This is a genomic window from Helcococcus kunzii ATCC 51366 (assembly GCF_000245755.1).
In the GTDB taxonomy this organism is placed as follows: domain Bacteria; phylum Bacillota; class Clostridia; order Tissierellales; family Peptoniphilaceae; genus Helcococcus; species Helcococcus kunzii.
The window spans coordinates 1800060-1819765 of sequence record NZ_JH601088.1 but is presented as its reverse complement, the minus strand read 5'-3'; the positions used below and the strand labels follow the sequence as shown (position 1 = coordinate 1819765).

The window sequence follows — 19706 nt, the reverse complement described above, 5'->3', positions numbered from 1 at the left end:
GACATGGCTGCAATAAATTTGCAGCTATTTTGCTGATGTTAGGGTTTTTGATAATGGTTTGGAGGAAAATTTATGAACGCTAAGGAAATTATTCAAATTTTTTATGAGAATGGAAATGAAGAATTAGCAGAACCGATGGCTAAATATATGAGAAATAGGTTTGAGTTTTTAGGTATAAAGTCTCCAAAAAGAAAAGAAATTTCTAAAGAGTTTATAAAAGAAGCGAAGAAAACAAAGCGTATAGATTGGGGTTTTGTTGAAAAATTGTGGACCTTAACTGAGAGGGAATTTCAATATTTAGCTTGTGATTATTTAAGAGCAATGAAGAAATTCTTGGTGGAAGAAGATTTAGAAAAACTCAAAGATTTGGTAATTACAAAATCTTGGTGGGATACCGTAGACAGCTTAGATCAGACTATAGGAAGCATAAATTTTCCAAGCGACTATATAGACGAAGAGATGCTTAAATGGTCAGAGGATGAAAATTTTTGGCTTAGAAGGGTAGCTATTAACCATCAAAGACCAAGAAAAGATAAAACTAATACGATTCTATTAGAAAAGATATTGAAGAATAATCTAAATCAAACTGAGTTTTTCATAAATAAGGCAATGGGATGGGCGTTAAGAGAGTATTCTAAAACTGATTCTAAATGGGTGTCTGACTTCATTTTAGAAAATAAAGAGGGATTATCAAATCTAACCATTCGAGAAGCGTCAAAATATTTAGATTAGCTTGACAAGGGTTTCCTAAAGTAGTATATTGTATTTAACAAAAACAAAGGAGTGTATTATTATGACAGTATTATTTAATAAAGGTTGGCAAAACTAGATACAGGTTGTATAATGCATTTTTTGCATAGATGCAACCGTTCATTCAACGTGGACTAATTGTATCTATGTGGTTACCATAAAATTAAACTCGGCCACTTAGATTAACTAAGTGGTCTTTTTCAATTGACCACAAAATCCTTCGGGAAGATAGATGGTCATTTTTTAATGGAGTTTAATAGCTAGAGGAATTTGTAATACGTAAAATATTGCAGAACTAAAATCAAAGAGAGGTAATCAATATGGGTAATGGAGTAGGATATTTTGGAATATTTGGTGGAGCATTTGTAACAGAAGAGATAAAAAAATTATGTGATGATTTAGAAACTGCTTTTAAGAGATATATTAATGATGAGGATTTTATCAATGAATACAATTATTATTTGAAGGAATATTCTGGTAGAGAAACCCCTTTATACTTTGCAGAATCACTGACAGAGCATTTAAATGGAGCGAAAATTTATCTAAAAAGAGAGGATTTGAACCATTTAGGATCACATAAGATAAATAATGTGTTGGGACAAATTTTACTTGCAAAGAGAATGGGAAAAACTAGGATAATTGCTGAAACAGGCGCAGGACAACATGGCGTTGCAACAGCAGCATTAGCGGCAAAATTTGGAATGGAATGTGATATTTATATGGGTGCCGTTGATATTAAAAGACAGGAATTAAACGTCTTTAGAATGGAAATGATGGGAGCAAAGGTCCATAGTATGACTCATGGCAATCAAACATTAAAAGAAGCGGTGGATGGAGCGTTTGAAGCATGGACTAGTGATTTAGATGCATTTTATGTGTTGGGTTCTGCTGTAGGTCCTCATCCATATCCGACTATCGTTCGCGAGTTTCAAAAAATTATTAGTGTAGAATCAAAAAGACAAATATTAGAAAAAGAAGGAAGACTTCCAGATTATGTCATTGCCTGTGTAGGAGGTGGCTCAAATGCAATTGGTTCATTTTCAGAATATTTAGAAAATGAAGAAGTGAATTTAATTGGAGTAGAAGCTGCGGGAAAGGGAATAGAAACTAACGAACATGCAGCAGCAATGGCAAAAGGCAAGATTGGCATAATTGATGGCATGAGGACAAAAGCCCTATTTGAAGAGGATGGCTCAGTTTCCAAAGTGTATTCCATTTCGGCTGGGTTGGACTATCCTGGCGTTGGACCACAGCATGCATTCCTAAATGATACAAATAGGGTGAGATATAGTTATGCTACAGATGATGAGGCGGTTGAAGCATTTTTACTATTGTCAAAAGTAGAAGGGATAATCCCTGCGATAGAAAGCTCTCATGCTTTGGCGAAGGCTATAAAATTAGCGCCAAAATTAGATAAAGACAAAATAATTATAGTCACTCTTTCAGGCAGAGGTGATAAAGATGTGGCACAAATTAAAGAATATTTAGCTTAGTTATATATATTAGGGAGAAATTTTTAATTTCTCCTTTTCTAAATGGCAGTTTACATAGAATTAACATAGACCAAACATAGTTTTTATATTTATTGGTTAATATTAAAATAGCGACTAAATATAAAGGAGAGACTATGTATAATAAAAATAGAATTGCTAGTGTGCTATTGGCATTTTTAATGCTTTTGACATTTGTACCATATAATGTTGAAGCGGAAAATCAAGAGACAAATGGAGAAACTGAATCAAAAAAAGAGATATCAGTTAAAATTAATGAAATCGAATCAAATAGTGATACTTTCCCTGATTATGTTGAAATTATAAATAATGGGGAAGAAACTATTGATATTTCAGGTTGGTATATCATGGATAATGATCCTGAAAAACATTCAGAAGATGTGGTGCCATTAGCAGCGGGTACAATGCTAGAACCCAGACAAATGGTCGTCTTTAAGGAAGGTGAACAATTCAATTTTGGATTAGGTAAGAAAGACGAAGCGACTTTATTAGACAAAGATGGAAATATCATAGACCAATATAGCTGGACAGCACATGCTAACGAAACTTATTCAAGAGTGCCGGATGCTATAGGAGAATTTGCTGATTTTCCTAATACAATGGGAAAATTCAATTATATTGAAACTTCAAATGATGTAGTTATCAATGAAATTGAATCTACAAATTCTGATAGAGATTGGGTTGAAATCTACAATAAAGGGAATGAAAGTGTTGATATTTCAGGATGGAGAATAAGTGACATAGATACAAATGATGAAACACATTATTCCATTCCTCTTCCAGAAGGCACAATAATTGAACCAAAAGGTTTCTTCGTATTTGAAGGTGACATTCCTGGAGATATCAAACATTTCAGCTTTGGACTTGGTAGCTCAGATGCGGTTTATCTATATGATGCACAAAATGTTATAAAAGATAAACATGCATGGGAAGTACATGCAAAAGGCGGTCTATCAAGAATCCCTGATGGTATAGGATTATTTAAGGATGTGCCACTTACAAAGGGAATGCCAAATAAAGACGCTGAAGAAGTAGAAGAACCAATCCTTCCTGAACTAGACCGTTTACCATTCCCAGGAAAACAAACATTTGAATATGTTGATGAAAAACCTAAATTTTTATCTGATTCATCAGGTTTAGATATCGTTGGTGACACATTGTGGGCGGTTGACAACGGTACAGCGAAAGTTTGGAAAATGACAATTGGCATCGATGGAATGCCTACCATTGACGAAGGCTGGGAATCTGGAAAAATTGTTTCATTTATGAAAGATATAAATAATCCTGGTGCTGCAGGTCCAGATGCAGAGGGCATCACAGCAGATTCACAAGGCAATCTATTTATTGCGGCAGAAAGAGATAATTCATTTAAGGCGGAAAACAGAAATATCATTCTACAAGTTGATCCAAATTCAACTACAGACAGTTTGAAAACTATCAGAGAATGGGATCTTACAGAAATAATTGATAATGCTAGAAAAAACAGAGGCATGGCCGATTACAAAGTGCCAAATAATGAAGGAATAGAAGCTGTAGAATGGATACCAAACGAAGTGTTAGAAGGAAATATTATTGACTTCCATACAGATATGCCTTATGTAGCTTCAGATTACTCTACACTAAATAATGGTCTATTCTTGGTGGGCGTTGAAAATGATGGATTTATATATGCTTTTGCATTATCAGAAAATGGTTCTATTGCATTAGTCTCCCAAATCGATACAGGAATGGGAATGGTTATGGGTCTTGACTACAACGAACCAACCAATGCTTTATGGGCACATGCAGATAATGGTAGAAATAATACCTTAGCAAAAATTACCTTTAATGGCACAACCCATCCAGACACTTCATATTATAAAGCTCCAGCAGACTTTGATGTGACAGAAAACAATGAAGGATTTGCAATAGCTAAAAAAGCAATTAATAACTATCTACCAACATACTGGTTTATGGATGGTGCAAAATCCCGTGCAATGAAATTGGGTTGGCTGTACCATGAAGAAGCTGTAGATGAAACAGAAAAAGAAACAGAAGAAGAAACTGTGAATGAAACAGAAGTCGAAACAAATATAGAAACGGAAGAAGAAACCGTAGTTGAGACAGAAACAGAATTAGAAACACCAAAAGAAGTAGAAACAGTAAATTTTGAAGAAACAAAGGAAAATGAAACAGATAAAGAAACAAATAAAGAAATTGTTCCTATAAACAACAATAAAAACAATCCAAACACAGGCGATAATGGAATTTGGACATTTGTTGCACTTGGTGGCATCTCAGTTATCCTACTATTTGTTTCAATAAACCACAAATCAAAAGAAAGAAAATAGTCCAAAGTTAATAAAAAAGGTTCATTGGGGGTACCTCAAGTAGGTAAAAATGAACTGTTGAAAAAAGACTGCTACAAATGGGGGTGTATCGGTTTTTTTTTGTTTGAGGGTTTACAGCAATAATACCCTCGTATGTGCCGGGGGCCTAATTTGGAATATTTTTAGTTGAGGGAAATTAAGCTAACAGATATTATTGCCCTAACATATTGAATCGCGAGTAGTTTTATAGAGTTGAGGGGAAAAAGGGAAGTATAATAATCAAAAATAATGAATCCTGAGAAATTCTATGGTCCCAAATATACTGGGTGGGGGTATATACGGACCATAAAAAATTGAGCATGGTCTAAAATATACGGTAGGGGGGTATATTAGGACCATACAAAATATAATTTATTCCCTCAAATGCGGTTCAGGGGTTAGGAGGTCATTCAAAATTCCAACCTTTCAACTCCATTCCCCTTTATTAATATCCCCATTACGTTATAATGAAGTTAACTACAAAATAAACAACTACTAAATAAAGAGGTGCGACATGGGACAGAAGTATGAAGATATAATGAAAAGGACTGAATGGTTCAGAAATGAAAGATTTGGGATGTTTATCCATTTCGGATTGTATGCCATTCCAGCTAGAGGGGAATGGGTGCAAAATAGAGAGAGGATTGAAAAGGAAAAGTATTATAAATATTTTGAAATGTTTAATCCGATAAATTTTGATGCAAGAAAATGGGTGAGATTAGCGAAACAAGCAGGGATGAAGTATGTTGTTTTGACGGCGAAGCATCATGATGGATTTTGTCTATTTGATTCGAAGTATACTGATTTCAAGTCTACTAATACGCAATTTGGAAGAGATATTGTGAAGGAATTTTTGGATGCTTGTAGAGAGGAAGATATGAAGGCGGGCTTGTATTATAGCCTTTTAGATTGGAATCATGAGGATTATCCAAAATATGATGATGCGTTTCATCCAATGAGTGGCAATGTGAATTTTAGGGATGAAAAAATAAATTTTGATAATTATATTAAATATATGTTTAATCAGATTGAAGAGATTGTGACAAATTATGGGAAGATTGACATTATGTGGTTTGATTTTTCATATGATGAAATGTCTGGTGAAAAATGGAAGGCATCAAAATTGATAGAGATGGTGAGAAAGCATCAGCCTGAAATTATTATTGATAATAGATTGGAATCTTCTGGAGAATCAATGGGATCTCTAATTGAAGAGGAAATTTCTGAATATGCTGGAGATTTTCTAAATCCTGAGCAAGTCCTACCGTATAAGCCTCTAACAAATAAGAAGGGGGAATTTATTCCTTGGGAAATGTGCCTGACAATGAACTATAATTGGGGATATAGTGCAAATGACCATTCATTTAAAACTTCAAAGCGATTGATTAGAAAGCTGGTTGAATGTGTGAGCAAAGGCGGAAATATGCTGTTGAATGTTGGGCCAGATGCTAAGGGAAACATTCCTCAAGAGAGTATAAAAATATTGGAGGAGATTGGGGAATGGATGAAATATAATTCTGAGTCGATATATAACTGCGGCATTGCTGAATTTAATAAGCCGGAATGGGGCTATTTTACTCAATCAGATAGATATTTATATGCGCACATTTTTGATCAGCCAATTGGTCCACTGCCACTTGTGGAAATTCAAAAGGAAAAAATTAATTGGGTTGATTTATTAAGAGATTATTCTGAATTACATGTTTCCAATAATTTATTTGTCAAAAGCTATGATATTACTTTCATTGATTTGGCAGAAGATTTGAATTCGAGAAATAAAGTAAATGATGCGGATACGGTAATTAGGATTGAATTAAAGAAATAAAAAAATGGGGCCATTGCGTAATATTTCATTATGCAACAGCTCCATTGCTATTTTAATGTGTATGTGAATGTCCATGATGGTGGTGATGGTGATGATGAGTGTCAACTTCAAATTCTAATTCACATTCATCATGTTCACATTTTTCTCCAGGTAGTTCAAGTTCTAATGTAGCATGGCAGATGCCTAGTTCTTTTAGTTCCTCACGAATTTTTTCCTTAATGATATCACCTTCTACACAGGTCACTACATGCATTGTTATAAAGTGGTTATTTCCATCTAAACTCCAAAAATGAATGTGATGAACATCTTTTACTCCATCTAATGCCAATAAATGTGATTTAATTTCACCTATTTTAATATCGTCCGGAGATTTTTCTAAAAATAGATTAAGTACGGAATTAAGATTTCCAATCGCGTTATATAAAATGTAGCTTGCAACTAATAGTGAAAGAATTGAGTCAATTGCACTAAAATCAGTAAACTTCATTACTATTGAACCAATTAAAACTACAATCCATCCAAGTACGTCTTCTAACATATGTAAATTTACAGCTCTTTGGTTTAATGAGCTTGTATCTCTTGTAACATATGCAGCAGCGACGTTCACAATGACCCCAAATATCGCAAAAATAATCATTCCGTTATAGTTTATTACTTCTGGATAAAATAGTCTTTTAATTGCGCTATAAATTACGAAGACAGATCCAAAAATCAAAATCATTGTTGTGATAAAACTTCCTAAAACGGAATATCTTGCATATCCGTAAGTATAGTTTTCATCAGGTTTTTCCTTGCTTTTTCTTTCTAATAAATAAGCAAGACCAATACTCATAGCATCGCCCAAATCGTGAATGGCATCTGATGCAATGGCAACACTACCTGTTAAAGTCCCGCCGATAAATTCAAAAATTGAGAATGACAAATTTAGTAAAAATGCAATTAAAATATTTTTTTGTGTTTTCATTATTTACCTTCTTGGCTATGTTTAATATGATCAATTGTAGTTAAAAATATAGATTTGACATGATCATCATTTAATGAGTAATACACTTCCTTGCCGTCTTTTCGACTTTTTACCACATCGTTATCTTTCATTTTTTTTAGTTGATGCGATATAGATGAGTTTGTCATATTAAGTGCATTAGCGATGTCATTTACAAACATTTCTCTATCTAGTAATAAATTTATAATATGTAGTCTTGTGTTATCTGCAAGAATCTTAAAGAATTCAGATGTACTATCAATGATATTCTTTTCTATTTGTTGTTCAGCATTCATAAAAAGCTCCTTAAATATTTTGAATATATGTATCTAGAAATGTCATAGTTGAACATTCATTCATATGTTAATTTTATTATAATTGAACAACCATTCAACTGTCAAGTAAAATATTTTGTAAATAGTTAGAAAATATAAATGTGACATTATCCTCATTTTGTAGTATATTTTATATATATGTCCAATAATTTACGGATGATAGGAGAAGAGATGAAAAAGAGATTTATAGTGATGATGTTGTTATTCGCTTTGCTATTATCAGGTTGCTATATCTTTGAAGAAGGAAATGAGATAATCGGAGTAGATACGAAATATGAAACAAATATAGAAACCGATAAAGAAAGTATAGATACAACAGACGAAGAAACAATTAAAGAAGAGGAATCGAGACAAGAAATAATAGAGACAGAGACTGAGGAAGAAGTCATCCATGAAGCGAGATTGAAACTTCTAGGAGATGTATTTCCACATAAAACAGAAATTAGATATGCAAAGGCGATGGCTGGTGGGAATGGATATGACTTTAATTATGGTTTTGAATTAATCAAAGACTTCATGAGTGATGCAGACCTAACCGTCTTAAACAATGAATTCACATCAAACCCAAATTGGGAAATATCAGCATACCCAACGTTCAACATTCCTCCTGCAATTTTTGAAGCTTTGAAAAATGCGGGTGTTGATGCGGTAAGCACAGCAAACAATCATTGCATGGACACGAGATTTGAGGGAATAGACTCCACAATTGACTATCTTGACCAATATGGGATCAAACACACAGGCACACAAAAGGACAGCTCCGAACCATATCTAATAATGGATGTAAATGGCATAAAAGTCGGAATGCTTTCCTACGCCGAACAGCTAAATGGTTTTGAATCCATAGTCAAAACGGAAGAACAAAAAGCAAAAATCAATATGCTTGTTCCAGAAGAAATCAAAAAAGATATTGAAAACATCAGAGCCGAAGGTGCTGAATTTGTCTTTGTCTACCCTCACTGGGGAAACGAATACGAATCATACCCAAGACAAGATCAAATAAAATTGGCCAGAAACATGATTGAATGGGGAGCAGACCTAGTCATTGGAAATCATCCTCATGTCGTACAACCAAAAGAAAAATATGTAACATCAGATGGAAGAATCGGTCACATTTACTACGCTTTAGGAAATGTCTTTTCTAACCAAAACTACAATTCATTAGGTGATTGGAGAACAGAACAAGGTCTAGCCGTTGAAGTTAAAATTAGAAAATCTAGCAGAGACAATAAAGTAGAATTTGTCGAACTAATAGATCATCCAATTTGGACAATGAACAGACCTGATGAATACGGTAAACGTACAAGAGTTTATCTAATTTCAGATTTTATCAATGGTGGTCCAAAATCCGATGAAGCGTTAAGTGAAGAATTAGAAAGAATGGAAAAAGCTAATCGAATGACCCTAGATGTTTTAAGTAAAACTGTAGAATAAAAAATTTTGACAAATCATTCTATTTTTTATAGAATAAGTACTAAATTTATTGTGACAATAAAATATACCCAATTAATGGAAAAAACAAAATCTTTGAAACAAAGAGTAACTATAACAATGTTATACAGAGAGTTGCAGATGGTGAGAGGCAGCAAACAGACTTATAGCGAAGAGAGTTGTTGAGATGAGTAGGACAAAGAAAACATTCGAGTATCCTACTTCGCTAAATGGCGTTATATTAAGAGAGATCACAATCGTATTGTGATTATTGAAGTGGTACCGCGGAAAGTAATTCGTCTTCTTGTAAGATGAATTACTTTTTTTTTATGACCTAACCAGGCACCCAGCGATTTGAAAAATCGCTGGAGCCTTAGGTAGGTCAAACGCATTGCTACACAATGAAAAGCGACCGAGTAGGGAGCTTTGAATTGATGTAAGCAGGCGGAAAATGACGTAACATACGATAATAAAGTAAAGAAGCCTCTCAGCTAATCGAAGATTAGCTGACGGCTAAAGTACTTGCCGTAGCTTTCACCAAATCAAAGATTTGGGAGAGCCTGGCATGAGACCTACTTAAACGACTAAGCAAAATCAGTATAAATCCTAGGAATTGAAAATTAAGCTGAATGGAAAAATTTAAAGACAGTATAAAATTAAAATATCAAATTTATACTGAGGAAAATTCTTCAAAAGACAGTATAATTTGGTATTTATAAGAAATAAACTGAAAAAAGAATGTTAGACATTCCTAAAAAACAGTATAAAAAGCAATAGTTGTACATTATGCTGAAGAAATGGAGAAAATGCTCAGTATAAATTTAGAAAATGAAAAATAAGCTGAACTTTAAAATGGAGTGACAGTATAAAATAAAAAATCAAAAATTTTACTGAAATTTATTACTTAAAAATTGATTTCATATAAAAAAGTTAACACTTTGAGAAATATACAGAAGGAGAGGAAATGAAAAAGAAGGTATTTGCAATATTAACAGTTTTTATTCTGCTATTGACGGCCTGTAGTGGGAATAAATCTGGCAATGAAGAAGTGAAAAAGTTATTAAACAATAAAGATAAATTGGTAGTTGGTACTTCTGCTGATTATCCTCCATATGAGTTTATCACTAATAAAGGTGGTAAGACAGAATATGTAGGTATTGATATGGAGATGGCAAGATATATTGCTGAAAAGTGGGGTGTAGAGCTAGAGATACAGGATGTAAAGTTTGAATCATTACTTGTTGGTTTGGAGACGGGGACATTTGACATGGTTATTGCGGCGATGTCTCCATCACCTGAGAGAAAGGCGAGTTTTTCAGATGTTTACTACAATTCAACACATGGTTTTATTATAAGAAAAGGGGATGAAGGGAAGTATAAAACTCTGAAAGATTTTGAAGGAAAGACTATTGGTGTTCAATTAGGATCTGTTCAGGAGGAATTGGCTAAGGGAATTAAGGATATTAAGACTAAAGGATTGCCGGTTGTGACAACTTTACTACTGGAGTTGAAGTCAGGTAAGATTGATGCGATATTGATGGAAAAGCCAGTTGCGGATTCATATGTATTGTCTAATTCTGATTTGACAGTTGTTAAAGATGTTGAAGTGAAGGATGATTCTCAAGGTTCAGCTGTGGCGATGAGGGAAGATGCTAAGGAATTGACACAAGAAGTTAATAAGGTAATCAAGGAGATAAAGGAAAAGAATTTAGTTGATGAATGGGTGATTGATTCAAATAAATTGATGAATGATGCAGAGCAACCAAATCATTATGGACTTTTTGTTAAAGGGATTGAAACTACACTCTTGCTTTCATTGGTTTCACTACTTATTGGATTTGTGTTAGGAATGGTCTTTATATTGATTAGGATGAAACATATTCCGGTGATTTCTTTTATTATTGGAGCTTTTGTTGAAATTGTCCGTGGAACTCCAATGATGCTTCAAATCTTGATTGTATATTTTGGACTGGATGTGTTAGGTGCGAAGACTTCTGCATTCACATCTTCAATTATAGCGGTGTCTATCAACTCTGCAGCTTATGTGTCCGAGATTATTAGATCTGGTATTGAATCCATTTCAAAAGGACAAATGGAAGCGGGTAGAAGTTTGGGGCTATCTGAAAATCAAACAATGAAGAAGATAATTTTGCCACAAGCGTTTAAGAATATTTTGCCTGCATTAGGAAATGAATTTGTAACCTTAATTAAAGAAACATCTATCGCTTCTACAATTGGTGTTGGTGAATTGATGTTTCAAACAACAAAGATTCAAAGTTTGACCTTTGAGGCTATGAAGCCATTAATGATAGTTTCAATTATTTACTTTGTATTAACATTTACATTGACAAGATTAATGAAATTAATGGAAGGAAAGTTAAATTATGATAATTAAGATTGAAAATTTGGGAAAGAGTTTTAATAATAAACAGATTTTGAAAGACATTAATTTTGAAATTGAAAAAGGTGAAGTTATCTCTATTATTGGTCCTTCTGGTTCAGGTAAGTCAACATTCCTTAGATGTATAAACATGTTGGAAATACCAGATGAGGGGAGCATATATTTTAAAGACGAGAAGATAACTAAAAATGAAAAACAATTAAATATGATTAGACAAAAGCTTGGAATGGTATTTCAACAATTTAATCTATTTCCTCATATGACAGTAAAAGAAAATATTACTTTAGCTCCAGCACTTACGGGAAAATATGATAAGCATTCCGCGGAAGAAAAGGCGAAAGAACTATTAAAAATCCTAGGTTTGGAAGATAAAATCGATGTTTATCCAAATAAACTTTCAGGAGGGCAAAAACAAAGAATAGCAATTGCTAGGGCGCTTGCTATGGAACCTGAAATCATGCTATTTGACGAGGTTACATCTGCTTTAGATCCAGAAATGGTAAAAGAAGTTTTGGACGTTATGAAAGATCTTGCAGTTAGTGGGATGACAATGGTTTTAGTAACGCATGAAATGAATTTTGCAAAGCAAATATCCGATAGAGTTGTATTTATGAGTGATGGCAGGATTACAGAAGTCGGCATTCCTAAAGAAATTTTTGAAAATCCTAAGGAAGCGAGAACGAAGGAATTTCTTTCAAAAGTTTTAGAATAATTTAATAAAAAATATTTGACAAAATGACACCGTGTCACTATAATGAAAGTAAATATGACAGGGTGTCATTTTGTTTTGAATGTGATATATGACAATACAATTTCACTTATATCAATCTGCATTCTCACAAATAAAAGGAAGGTGAAACATGAAAAAGACATTCTTAAATTTATCTGAAGAGAAGAAAAATACTATTATCGATGCTATTAAAGATGAATTTTTAATTCATCCTTTTAGCGATGCGAGTGTGGCATCAATTATTGATAAAGCTGGCATTTCAAGAGGAAGCTTCTATCAATATTTTGAAAATCTCGAAGAAGCATATTTTTATATTTTGGACTTATTTACAAAAGATACTCATGAGATATTTTTTAATTTATTAAAAGAGAATAATTTTGAGTACAAAAAAGCGCTAGAGATATACGGAAATGTGCTATTTGAAGAGATGCTACAAGATGAAGTTTACAATTTATATAAATTTAAGTATCTGAATTGGACACAGGATTTGGAAGAAAAACACACAAAATATTTAGTGGAAAATTATGGTGATGAAAAAAAATCTTCCGCTTTATTAAGTGAAAGAGAAGATATGATGTTTATCAAAGCGGTAGTGCATGATTTAGTGTGCAGGCTATTTAGCGAGAATTGGACGAAAGAAGAATTTTTAGAAAAATACAATCTATATTGCGAATGGATAATAAAAGGAGTAAATTATGGCAGGACTATTTGAATCAATTTTTGACGTTATGTATCTAGTTTTAGTTATTTCACTAGGTATCAAAATGCTATTTATAAAAGAAAAGGGAGCGAAGACATTTGGGTTAATGGCTGTATTACTTGGGGTTGGTGATTCATTTCACCTTGTACCAAGAATTATGGCTCATATGACAGAAAATGGAATGGAAAGATTTGTGAGCATACTATCATGGGGTAAAATGGTCACATCCATTACAATGACAGTGTTCTACCTACTTTATTATTTCTACTATAAGAGAGAAACAAATAAAAATAATAAGGGAATGGACATTTTGATGTATGCATTATTTGCAGCAAGAGTAATTTTGACATTGCTTCCACAAAATAACTGGGGTTCAGCAGAACCAAACCTAACATGGGTCATTATCAGAAACGTGCCATTTACAATAATGGGCGTAATTTTAATGGTACTTTCATATAAAGAAAATAAATTGTTTAAGAAATTTTCAATACTGATTTTCTTATCATTTTTATTCTACCTACCAGTAGTGCTATTTGCAGACAAATACCCATTAGTGGGAATGTTTATGCTTCCAAAAACTGTTGCATACTTCCTTCTAGCATATTTTGGATACAAGAAATACAAATCAGAATTTTCAGGAATGGACATACTTGAATTTTCATATATTTCCTTAATTTTTGGTTTGGCAGCAGGAGTGTTTTTCAGAGAATTTACAAAATACTTTAAATTTAACGAATACAGCATGCTTTCTGTTTTACACACTCACACCTTAGTGCTTGGATTTATCTTAGGAATGATAATCTTCCTTCTAATTTCTTCACTTGGCAAGAAGGACATTTCTAAGTATAAAATTCCTGTAAATCACTGGATTTTCGGTATGCTATTCTCAATAACTATGATGTTTATTAGGGGTATCTATCAAGTCATTGGGAATGGTGCAGAACTATTCAATAATGCAATGTTTTCAGGTCTTGCAGGCTTAGGACATATTGCTTTATCAGTTGGTTTAATTTGGAGCATGCTATTGTTAATCAGCGATTTTAGGATTGTGAAAGATAAGTAAAAATGTTAAAATAATATCAGAAGTAATAAATAACAATAACCTGGAGGGCCTATGATAAAGAAAATTAAGGAAAATAAACAGGTATTTTTAATTCTGATATTAACATTTTTATTGATAATTTCAACTTTACTAGCAAAACATTTTTTAGGTGACAATCTTGTAGAAAGAAAGGCAATCGCAAAAGCCAAGTTACCTGAAATTTCAGCTTTGCCAACTATGAAGAAATATACCAACAAGCAAGGTGAAGTATCTGAAAAATATTATGATGACTATGACAAATGGAAAAGTGAACATGACAAATTAGTGAAAACAGACGCTGGTTATCAAGATTCTTATTTTAAATTTTTTGATAAGACAAAATCAAAATTTTTAGACCTGGAGTCAAAAGAAAATCAGCTGTACTCTCCACTAAACATCTATATTGCATATAGTATGCTAACAGAAACAACAGAAGGTAATTCAAGAGAACAGCTCTTTACTCTGTTGGGCCAAAATGACATTGAAAAATTAAGAAAAGATGTAAGTGCCTTATGGAGATCAAATTATATCCCAGGCGACGATATTTCATTAGAAATGCACAATTCCATTTGGCTTCTAGAAGGTAGAAGATACAATAAGGAAGTCTTAGATACCATATCAAAGAAATACTATGCTTCAACATTTTCTGGGAAATTTGGTACAAAAAAATATGACAATATGATGGCTGATTGGATAAATTCAAATACCAACAATACATTTGAAAAAAGCTTAAAAAATTTCGAAACCAATGAAAATACTGTACTTTCGTTAATATCAACCATTTATCTAAAAGATGAATGGATAGAAGTCTTCGAAAAATCAGATAACGACAAGAAAATCTTCAATACTCCAAATGGAGAAAAAGAGTTTGAATTTATGAACAAACAATTTGAAAATGGCTACTTTTCAGCCGATAACTCAGATGGCATCTCTTTGGAGTTAAAAAATACTAATTCAAAATTCTGGGCATTCCTACCAAAAGAAGGGAAGACCCCAAAAGACATATTAGAAAGTGACGACATTTCTAAAATAATAAATTCTAAAGAAGAATCAGAAGGAATCTTAGTAAATTTATCCATTCCAAAATTTGACATAAATTCACAAATAAATTTAGTCGAAAAGACGAAAGAATTAGGCGTTACCGATATCTTCAACCCTAAGACTGCTGACTTTTCAGAATTGACAAACTCTAAACCTTTTGTCTCAGACATCAAACATGAAGCGCGTACTTTAATTAACGAAGAAGGCCTAGAAGCCGCTGCATACACGATAATTCTAAAAGATGAATCAAAACAAGAGACACAAAAAGAGATAGATTTAGTCTTCAATAGACCATTTGTAATTGTAATCACAGGCAAAGACAATGTACCATTATTTTCAGGAATTGTAAATGAACCTATAAGTGAATAGAGGATGAATTAAGTCCGTTATGATAACACGATTATTACAGTAAAGGTAATGAGGGTTATTGTAATGGACTTTTGTTTTGTGCGTAGTTATTTTAATTTACTAGGTAAATTTCAATTTTCAAAATAACCAAGTAGTAAACCCTACCAATTTACTTGGTAAATTCAATATTCTAAAATAACCAAGTAAGATTTTTAGCACATTTACTTGGTTATTTTTGATTTTAAATATAACCAAGTAATTTTTTCAAAATTTTTCTAAAATTTTACTTTGTAAATTTTAAATATTAAAATACCCAAGTAAATCACTGAATTAAATTACTTGGTAAAAATGACATTTTAGAAATACCCAAGTAATTCAATAAAATTAACTACTTGGTAAAAATGATATTTAGAAATACCCAAGTAATTCAGCAAAATTAACTACTTGGTAAAAATGACATTTTAGAAATACCCAAGTAATTCAACGAAATTTACTACTTGGTAAAATTCATTTTCTCAAATTTCCCAAGTAATACTACATGTAACCACTATAATAATTCCATCGACATCTACATTTCTACACTAAAATCCTCCTTATAAACCCTGTACTTCTAAATAACCATTTCTATATTAATATTTCCCAAGCCCCTACAACAACAATTGTTGAAACGTAAAATCCTGAAAATATTTTTACTTTCTATCTATAAAAGCACTTTAAATTAAAAACATAACCTAAAGAAGAAAAGGTTTGCTAATAAAAATATTAGTATATAAAATAATAGTAAAAGGAAGATAAGGCTTTAATTATTTAGGATTTTGTGCAAGGAGGTCAATTACAAGAAAGTTACGTAGGTTGATATTTGGTGGACATTCAAAAATTTATAGTATATAAGGGGGAAAAATTTAATGAAAAAACATCAATCAAAGCTAACATTTTCATATGCTAGAGTAGCATTTGCGTTAGTGCTTGTGTTCGCTATTTCGATATTTTTCAATAGTGTACAGGCGGCAAAATTGGAAAAACCAACAGCGGGACATTATCATCCAAAAGATATTATTGACTGGAGTTTAGAAAAGTATCCAGATCAAAAAAATAATATTTCAAAGACTCCACTGGCAAAGAGAGAAAAACTTGTTGGTGCTGGTCTTAAGGCAGCAAATAGTGACGGTAAAGTAATGGCGATTATGATTGCCAATGCGACTACATCAGGCGCTCCAGCTCAAGGTGGAGATGACTATAGATATAGTTATGCATTTACACATTGGCAATATGTAGATACCTTGGTATATTGGGGTGGATCAGCAGGTGAAGGAATTATAGTGTTGCCTTCTGCAGATTTTGTTGACTCTGCTCATAAGAATGGTGTAAAAGTTGTAGGTACTGTATTTTTCCCACCTGAAGCTTACGGTGGACAAGAAAAATGGGTAGATGAATTTGTACAAAAAGATTCAAAAGGAAATTTTGTCTTACTTGATAAAATGATTGAAATTGCTGATACATTAGGATTTGATGGTTGGTTTATTAATGAAGAAACTAATGTTAGCCCTGAAACAGCAAAAGCCTTAAAAGAATTTTTAATTGAATATAATAAAAAGACTGATAAAACAATGGTTTGGTATGATGCCATGGTTAATTCAGGATATGTTTCATGGCAAGGTGCAATCAATGATTTTAACTATGATTATGTAAGAGACAATGGTAAAGAAGTTTCTGATGAAGTTTTTGTAGACTTTAGATGGGGAGGTTATTCTCCTGACACTACAGTAAACAAATCAAAAGAAATCGGATTTGATCCAATGAATGCATTCTTCGGCTTTGACGTGCAAAGTTCAAACAGTCTTAATGGTTACCTATATAGACAATATGGTGATACTTTAGATATGCTTATGAATGAAGATGGAACACCAAAAGTTTCATTGGGATTTTATGTTCCTGACTCAGTTATGAGAACAAATGCATCCAAAGAAGGAATGGATTTCTGGAATACTGTTTGGAAATATGAAAAAGATTTATGGGTAAACAGTACAGGTAAAGTTGGAAATGAATCAGAAATTAATTGGAAGGGTATTTCAACTCATTTCCCAGAAAAAACTCCAATCACAAGTTTACCATTCACATCAAGTTTTAACCAAGGTGCTGGAGATAACTTCTTCGTAGAAGGTAAATTAGCTAAAAAAGGTACATTCATAAATAGATCTACACAAGATATTATGCCAACATATAGATGGATGTATGAAAATGAAAATGGAAATAAACTAGTTCCTCAATTAGATGTAAACACTGTTTATTATGGTGGTTCTTCAATTAAATATGAAGGAGCTATGGCTAAAGGTGGAAACACTAAGAGTACTCTATTTGGATCAAATATTAAAATTGAAAATGGCATGAAAGCATCTGTAACTAAAAAAGGTGATGCTAGATTTGACATGTTATTAGTAAATGCTGAAAATAAAGAGTTTATTATAAAAGGTACAGAATCTAAGGGTGAATGGGACACTGTGACATATGACTTATCTTCTGTTGCAGGACAAAATATTGTTAAATTTGGGGTTAACATTGCGACTACAAACCCTGAAACAAATAAGGTACATTTAGGAAATATAACAATTGGTCAAATCGATAAAGATGTAAATATCAAGAGCTTCAAGGCAGAATCACAAGAAGTAGATGCTGGTGTTTCTGCGAAAGTTAATTTCTTAGTTGAAACTAATAAAGATGCTCTAGTAAATATTTACATGGAATCTTCAGAAGGTAGAGAATTAGTTGGTACAACTAATAACGGAAGATATTATGTTGAAAATATTAAAAGACCTAGTGATGAAGATTCAACCGTTAAATTTGTTGCGATTCCATTAAGTCAAGATCGTAAACTACTTAATGATAAAGCAAAAGAATTTGAATTTGATTTTGGCAAACTAGCAGTTCCAGAAGCTGATTTTACTTTTAATAAGAGATTTGTAAAAGTAGGCGAAGAACTAACATTAACACAAAAATCTTCAATCTCTGCTTCTACATTTGAATGGAAAATCCCTGGAGCAAATGAAGAAAATCTAAAGGGAGAAGAAGTAAAGGTAAGCTTCCCAGAAGCTGGTAGATACACTGTTTCATTAACAGCTAAGAACTCTTCAGGACAAGATGTAGAAGTTAAGAAAAATATAATCACAGTATACGAAGATGGTTATGATATTGAAAACTTAGCTCTAAGAGATGGCGTTAAGGTAACAACTTCCGCAAACTGTAATATGTTCTCAGAAACAGGTGAACAAGCAAAAGATAATAATCCATCTACAAAATGGTGTGACAATGCAAATGATAAGCCTTGGATTATGTATGAATTAGAAAATGAATCTACAATAACAAGTTTCGAAATCTTACATGCAGCAAAAGGTGGCGAAGATGCAGCATTCAATACTAGAATTTACAACATTTCCATTAGTGAAGATGGTAAAAATTGGACACCTATAGTTAAAGTGGAAGATAACAAAGCAGATGAAACTCTTCACGCAGTGATTGAAAGAGCGAAATTTGTAAAATTAGATATAATCAGAGGGGAACAAGGCGGTAGCGTAGCGAGAATCTACGAATTTAAGGTGTTTGGTTTTGAAAAACCAATTGAAGATTTCCCTGCATATGAACCAGAAATTCCAGAAGAACCTGAAGAACCAGAACAACCAGAAAAACACGGTTGGGAAAAAGTTGGAAATAAATGGACCTACTATGATCACGGAAAACAAGCTAAGTCTGAATGGAAATGGATTGATAAAACATGGAAATTCTTCAATTCAAAAGGTGAATCCATGACACAAACTTACCATGAAAATGGCATGATTTGGCTATCCTTAGAAGGACCAAAAACAAGATATCAAAAAGGTTGGTGGACTAATCCAGAAAATGGATATAGATACTTCTTTAGATTATCTTCAGGCACTATGGTTAAGGGTAGACAATGGATTGATGGAAATTGGAGATTCTTCAGAAGATCCGGTACATTGGCTACAGGATGGCAAAAACTTCCATTAGGTTGGATGTACTTTAGACCAGGCACAGGCACTCAAGCGTACGGATGGCAATGGATTGACGGCGTTTGGACATATCTAAGAACATCAACAGGTACAAGAGTTTCCGGCAGACAATGGATTGATGGAAGATGGTACAATTTTACTTGGAATGGTAAATTGATAGGCAAAAGATAAACCATTCCTACTAAATTAAAAAAATAAAAT

General features: G+C 32.8%; 13 protein-coding genes and 1 other annotated feature. Of the genes, 11 read left to right on the top strand and 2 right to left on the bottom strand.

What is annotated here, in order from left to right:
• Nucleotides 1–72: 72 nt before the first annotated feature.
• The 4 genes from HMPREF9709_RS08130 (at nt 73) to HMPREF9709_RS08115 (ending at nt 6434) form a co-directional block, all read left to right on the top strand.
• Nucleotides 73–732 (top strand): DNA alkylation repair protein, encoded by a 660-nt coding sequence (locus tag HMPREF9709_RS08130; RefSeq protein ID WP_005399133.1) that lies wholly within the window; start codon nt 73–75, stop codon nt 730–732.
• Nucleotides 733–1070: 338 nt separating this feature from the next.
• Nucleotides 1071–2243 (top strand): tryptophan synthase subunit beta, encoded by a 1173-nt coding sequence (gene trpB / locus HMPREF9709_RS08125; RefSeq protein WP_005399132.1) that lies wholly within the window; start codon nt 1071–1073, stop codon nt 2241–2243.
• 134 nt (nt 2244–2377) lie between these two features.
• A complete protein-coding gene (locus tag HMPREF9709_RS08120) occupies nt 2378–4591 on the top strand; it encodes a lamin tail domain-containing protein (RefSeq protein WP_005399131.1) in 2214 nt (737 codons plus the stop codon).
• Nucleotides 4592–5123: 532 nt separating this feature from the next.
• Nucleotides 5124–6434 (top strand): alpha-L-fucosidase, encoded by a 1311-nt coding sequence (locus HMPREF9709_RS08115; protein WP_005399130.1) that lies wholly within the window; start codon nt 5124–5126, stop codon nt 6432–6434.
• A gap of 52 nt (nt 6435–6486) precedes the next feature.
• Here HMPREF9709_RS08115 and HMPREF9709_RS08110 read toward each other — a convergent pair whose 3' ends face one another.
• Nucleotides 6487–7398, bottom strand: a complete 912-nt coding sequence (locus tag HMPREF9709_RS08110; RefSeq protein WP_005399129.1) for a cation diffusion facilitator family transporter — start codon at nt 7396–7398, stop codon at nt 6487–6489.
• Complete coding sequence (locus tag HMPREF9709_RS08105; RefSeq protein ID WP_005399128.1) at nt 7398–7712, bottom strand: ArsR/SmtB family transcription factor; 315 nt, start codon at nt 7710–7712, stop codon at nt 7398–7400. The genes HMPREF9709_RS08110 and HMPREF9709_RS08105 overlap by 1 nt, the downstream gene beginning before the upstream one ends.
• A 210-nt stretch (nt 7713–7922) precedes the next feature.
• On the opposite strand from HMPREF9709_RS08105, the gene HMPREF9709_RS08100 reads away from it, so the two are divergent.
• The 7 genes from HMPREF9709_RS08100 (at nt 7923) to HMPREF9709_RS08070 (ending at nt 19676) form a co-directional block, all read left to right on the top strand.
• Nucleotides 7923–9185, top strand: coding sequence for a CapA family protein (locus HMPREF9709_RS08100; protein ID WP_005399127.1), 1263 nt, complete (start codon nt 7923–7925; stop codon nt 9183–9185).
• Between the two features lie 84 nt (nt 9186–9269).
• Nucleotides 9270–9489, top strand: a binding site (T-box leader).
• Nucleotides 9490–10146: 657 nt separating this feature from the next.
• Nucleotides 10147–11577: an ABC transporter substrate-binding protein/permease gene (locus HMPREF9709_RS08095; RefSeq protein ID WP_005399126.1), complete on the top strand. Its 1431-nt coding sequence runs from the start codon at nt 10147–10149 to the stop codon at nt 11575–11577.
• Nucleotides 11570–12295 carry an amino acid ABC transporter ATP-binding protein gene (locus tag HMPREF9709_RS08090; protein ID WP_040464207.1) on the top strand — a complete coding sequence of 242 codons (726 nt, stop codon included), beginning with the start codon at nt 11570–11572 and terminating at the stop codon, nt 12293–12295. The genes HMPREF9709_RS08095 and HMPREF9709_RS08090 overlap by 8 nt, the downstream gene beginning before the upstream one ends.
• Nucleotides 12296–12443: 148 nt before the next feature.
• The gene (locus HMPREF9709_RS08085) at nt 12444–13025 is read left to right on the top strand and encodes a TetR/AcrR family transcriptional regulator (RefSeq protein WP_005399124.1); all 582 of its coding nucleotides are present in this window, start codon (nt 12444–12446) and stop codon (nt 13023–13025) included.
• Nucleotides 13009–14076 (top strand): DUF2871 family protein, encoded by a 1068-nt coding sequence (locus HMPREF9709_RS08080; RefSeq protein ID WP_005399123.1) that lies wholly within the window; start codon nt 13009–13011, stop codon nt 14074–14076. The genes HMPREF9709_RS08085 and HMPREF9709_RS08080 overlap by 17 nt, the downstream gene beginning before the upstream one ends.
• 51 nt (nt 14077–14127) lie before the next feature.
• A complete protein-coding gene (locus HMPREF9709_RS08075; protein WP_005399122.1) occupies nt 14128–15504 on the top strand; it encodes a serpin family protein in 1377 nt (458 codons plus the stop codon).
• An 884-nt stretch (nt 15505–16388) separates the two neighbouring features.
• Nucleotides 16389–19676 carry an endo-beta-N-acetylglucosaminidase gene (locus tag HMPREF9709_RS08070; RefSeq protein WP_005399121.1) on the top strand — a complete coding sequence of 1096 codons (3288 nt, stop codon included), beginning with the start codon at nt 16389–16391 and terminating at the stop codon, nt 19674–19676.
• The last annotated feature ends 30 nt before the right edge of the window (nt 19677–19706 follow it).

What these genes read in the sequence shown, in the direction of transcription:
- HMPREF9709_RS08130 (WP_005399133.1), top strand. Translation starts at nt 73, where the DNA reads ATGAACGCTAAGGAAATTATTCAAATTTTTTATGAGAATGGAAATGAA.
- trpB (WP_005399132.1), top strand. Translation starts at nt 1,071, where the DNA reads ATGGGTAATGGAGTAGGATATTTTGGAATATTTGGTGGAGCATTTGTA.
- HMPREF9709_RS08120 (WP_005399131.1), top strand. Translation starts at nt 2,378, where the DNA reads ATGTATAATAAAAATAGAATTGCTAGTGTGCTATTGGCATTTTTAATG.
- HMPREF9709_RS08115 (WP_005399130.1), top strand. Translation starts at nt 5,124, where the DNA reads ATGGGACAGAAGTATGAAGATATAATGAAAAGGACTGAATGGTTCAGA.
- HMPREF9709_RS08110 (WP_005399129.1), bottom strand. Translation starts at nt 7,398, where the DNA reads ATGAAAACACAAAAAAATATTTTAATTGCATTTTTACTAAATTTGTCA.
- HMPREF9709_RS08105 (WP_005399128.1), bottom strand. Translation starts at nt 7,712, where the DNA reads ATGAATGCTGAACAACAAATAGAAAAGAATATCATTGATAGTACATCT.
- HMPREF9709_RS08100 (WP_005399127.1), top strand. Translation starts at nt 7,923, where the DNA reads ATGAAAAAGAGATTTATAGTGATGATGTTGTTATTCGCTTTGCTATTA.
- HMPREF9709_RS08095 (WP_005399126.1), top strand. Translation starts at nt 10,147, where the DNA reads ATGAAAAAGAAGGTATTTGCAATATTAACAGTTTTTATTCTGCTATTG.
- HMPREF9709_RS08085 (WP_005399124.1), top strand. Translation starts at nt 12,444, where the DNA reads ATGAAAAAGACATTCTTAAATTTATCTGAAGAGAAGAAAAATACTATT.
- HMPREF9709_RS08080 (WP_005399123.1), top strand. Translation starts at nt 13,009, where the DNA reads ATGGCAGGACTATTTGAATCAATTTTTGACGTTATGTATCTAGTTTTA.
- HMPREF9709_RS08075 (WP_005399122.1), top strand. Translation starts at nt 14,128, where the DNA reads ATGATAAAGAAAATTAAGGAAAATAAACAGGTATTTTTAATTCTGATA.
- HMPREF9709_RS08070 (WP_005399121.1), top strand. Translation starts at nt 16,389, where the DNA reads ATGAAAAAACATCAATCAAAGCTAACATTTTCATATGCTAGAGTAGCA.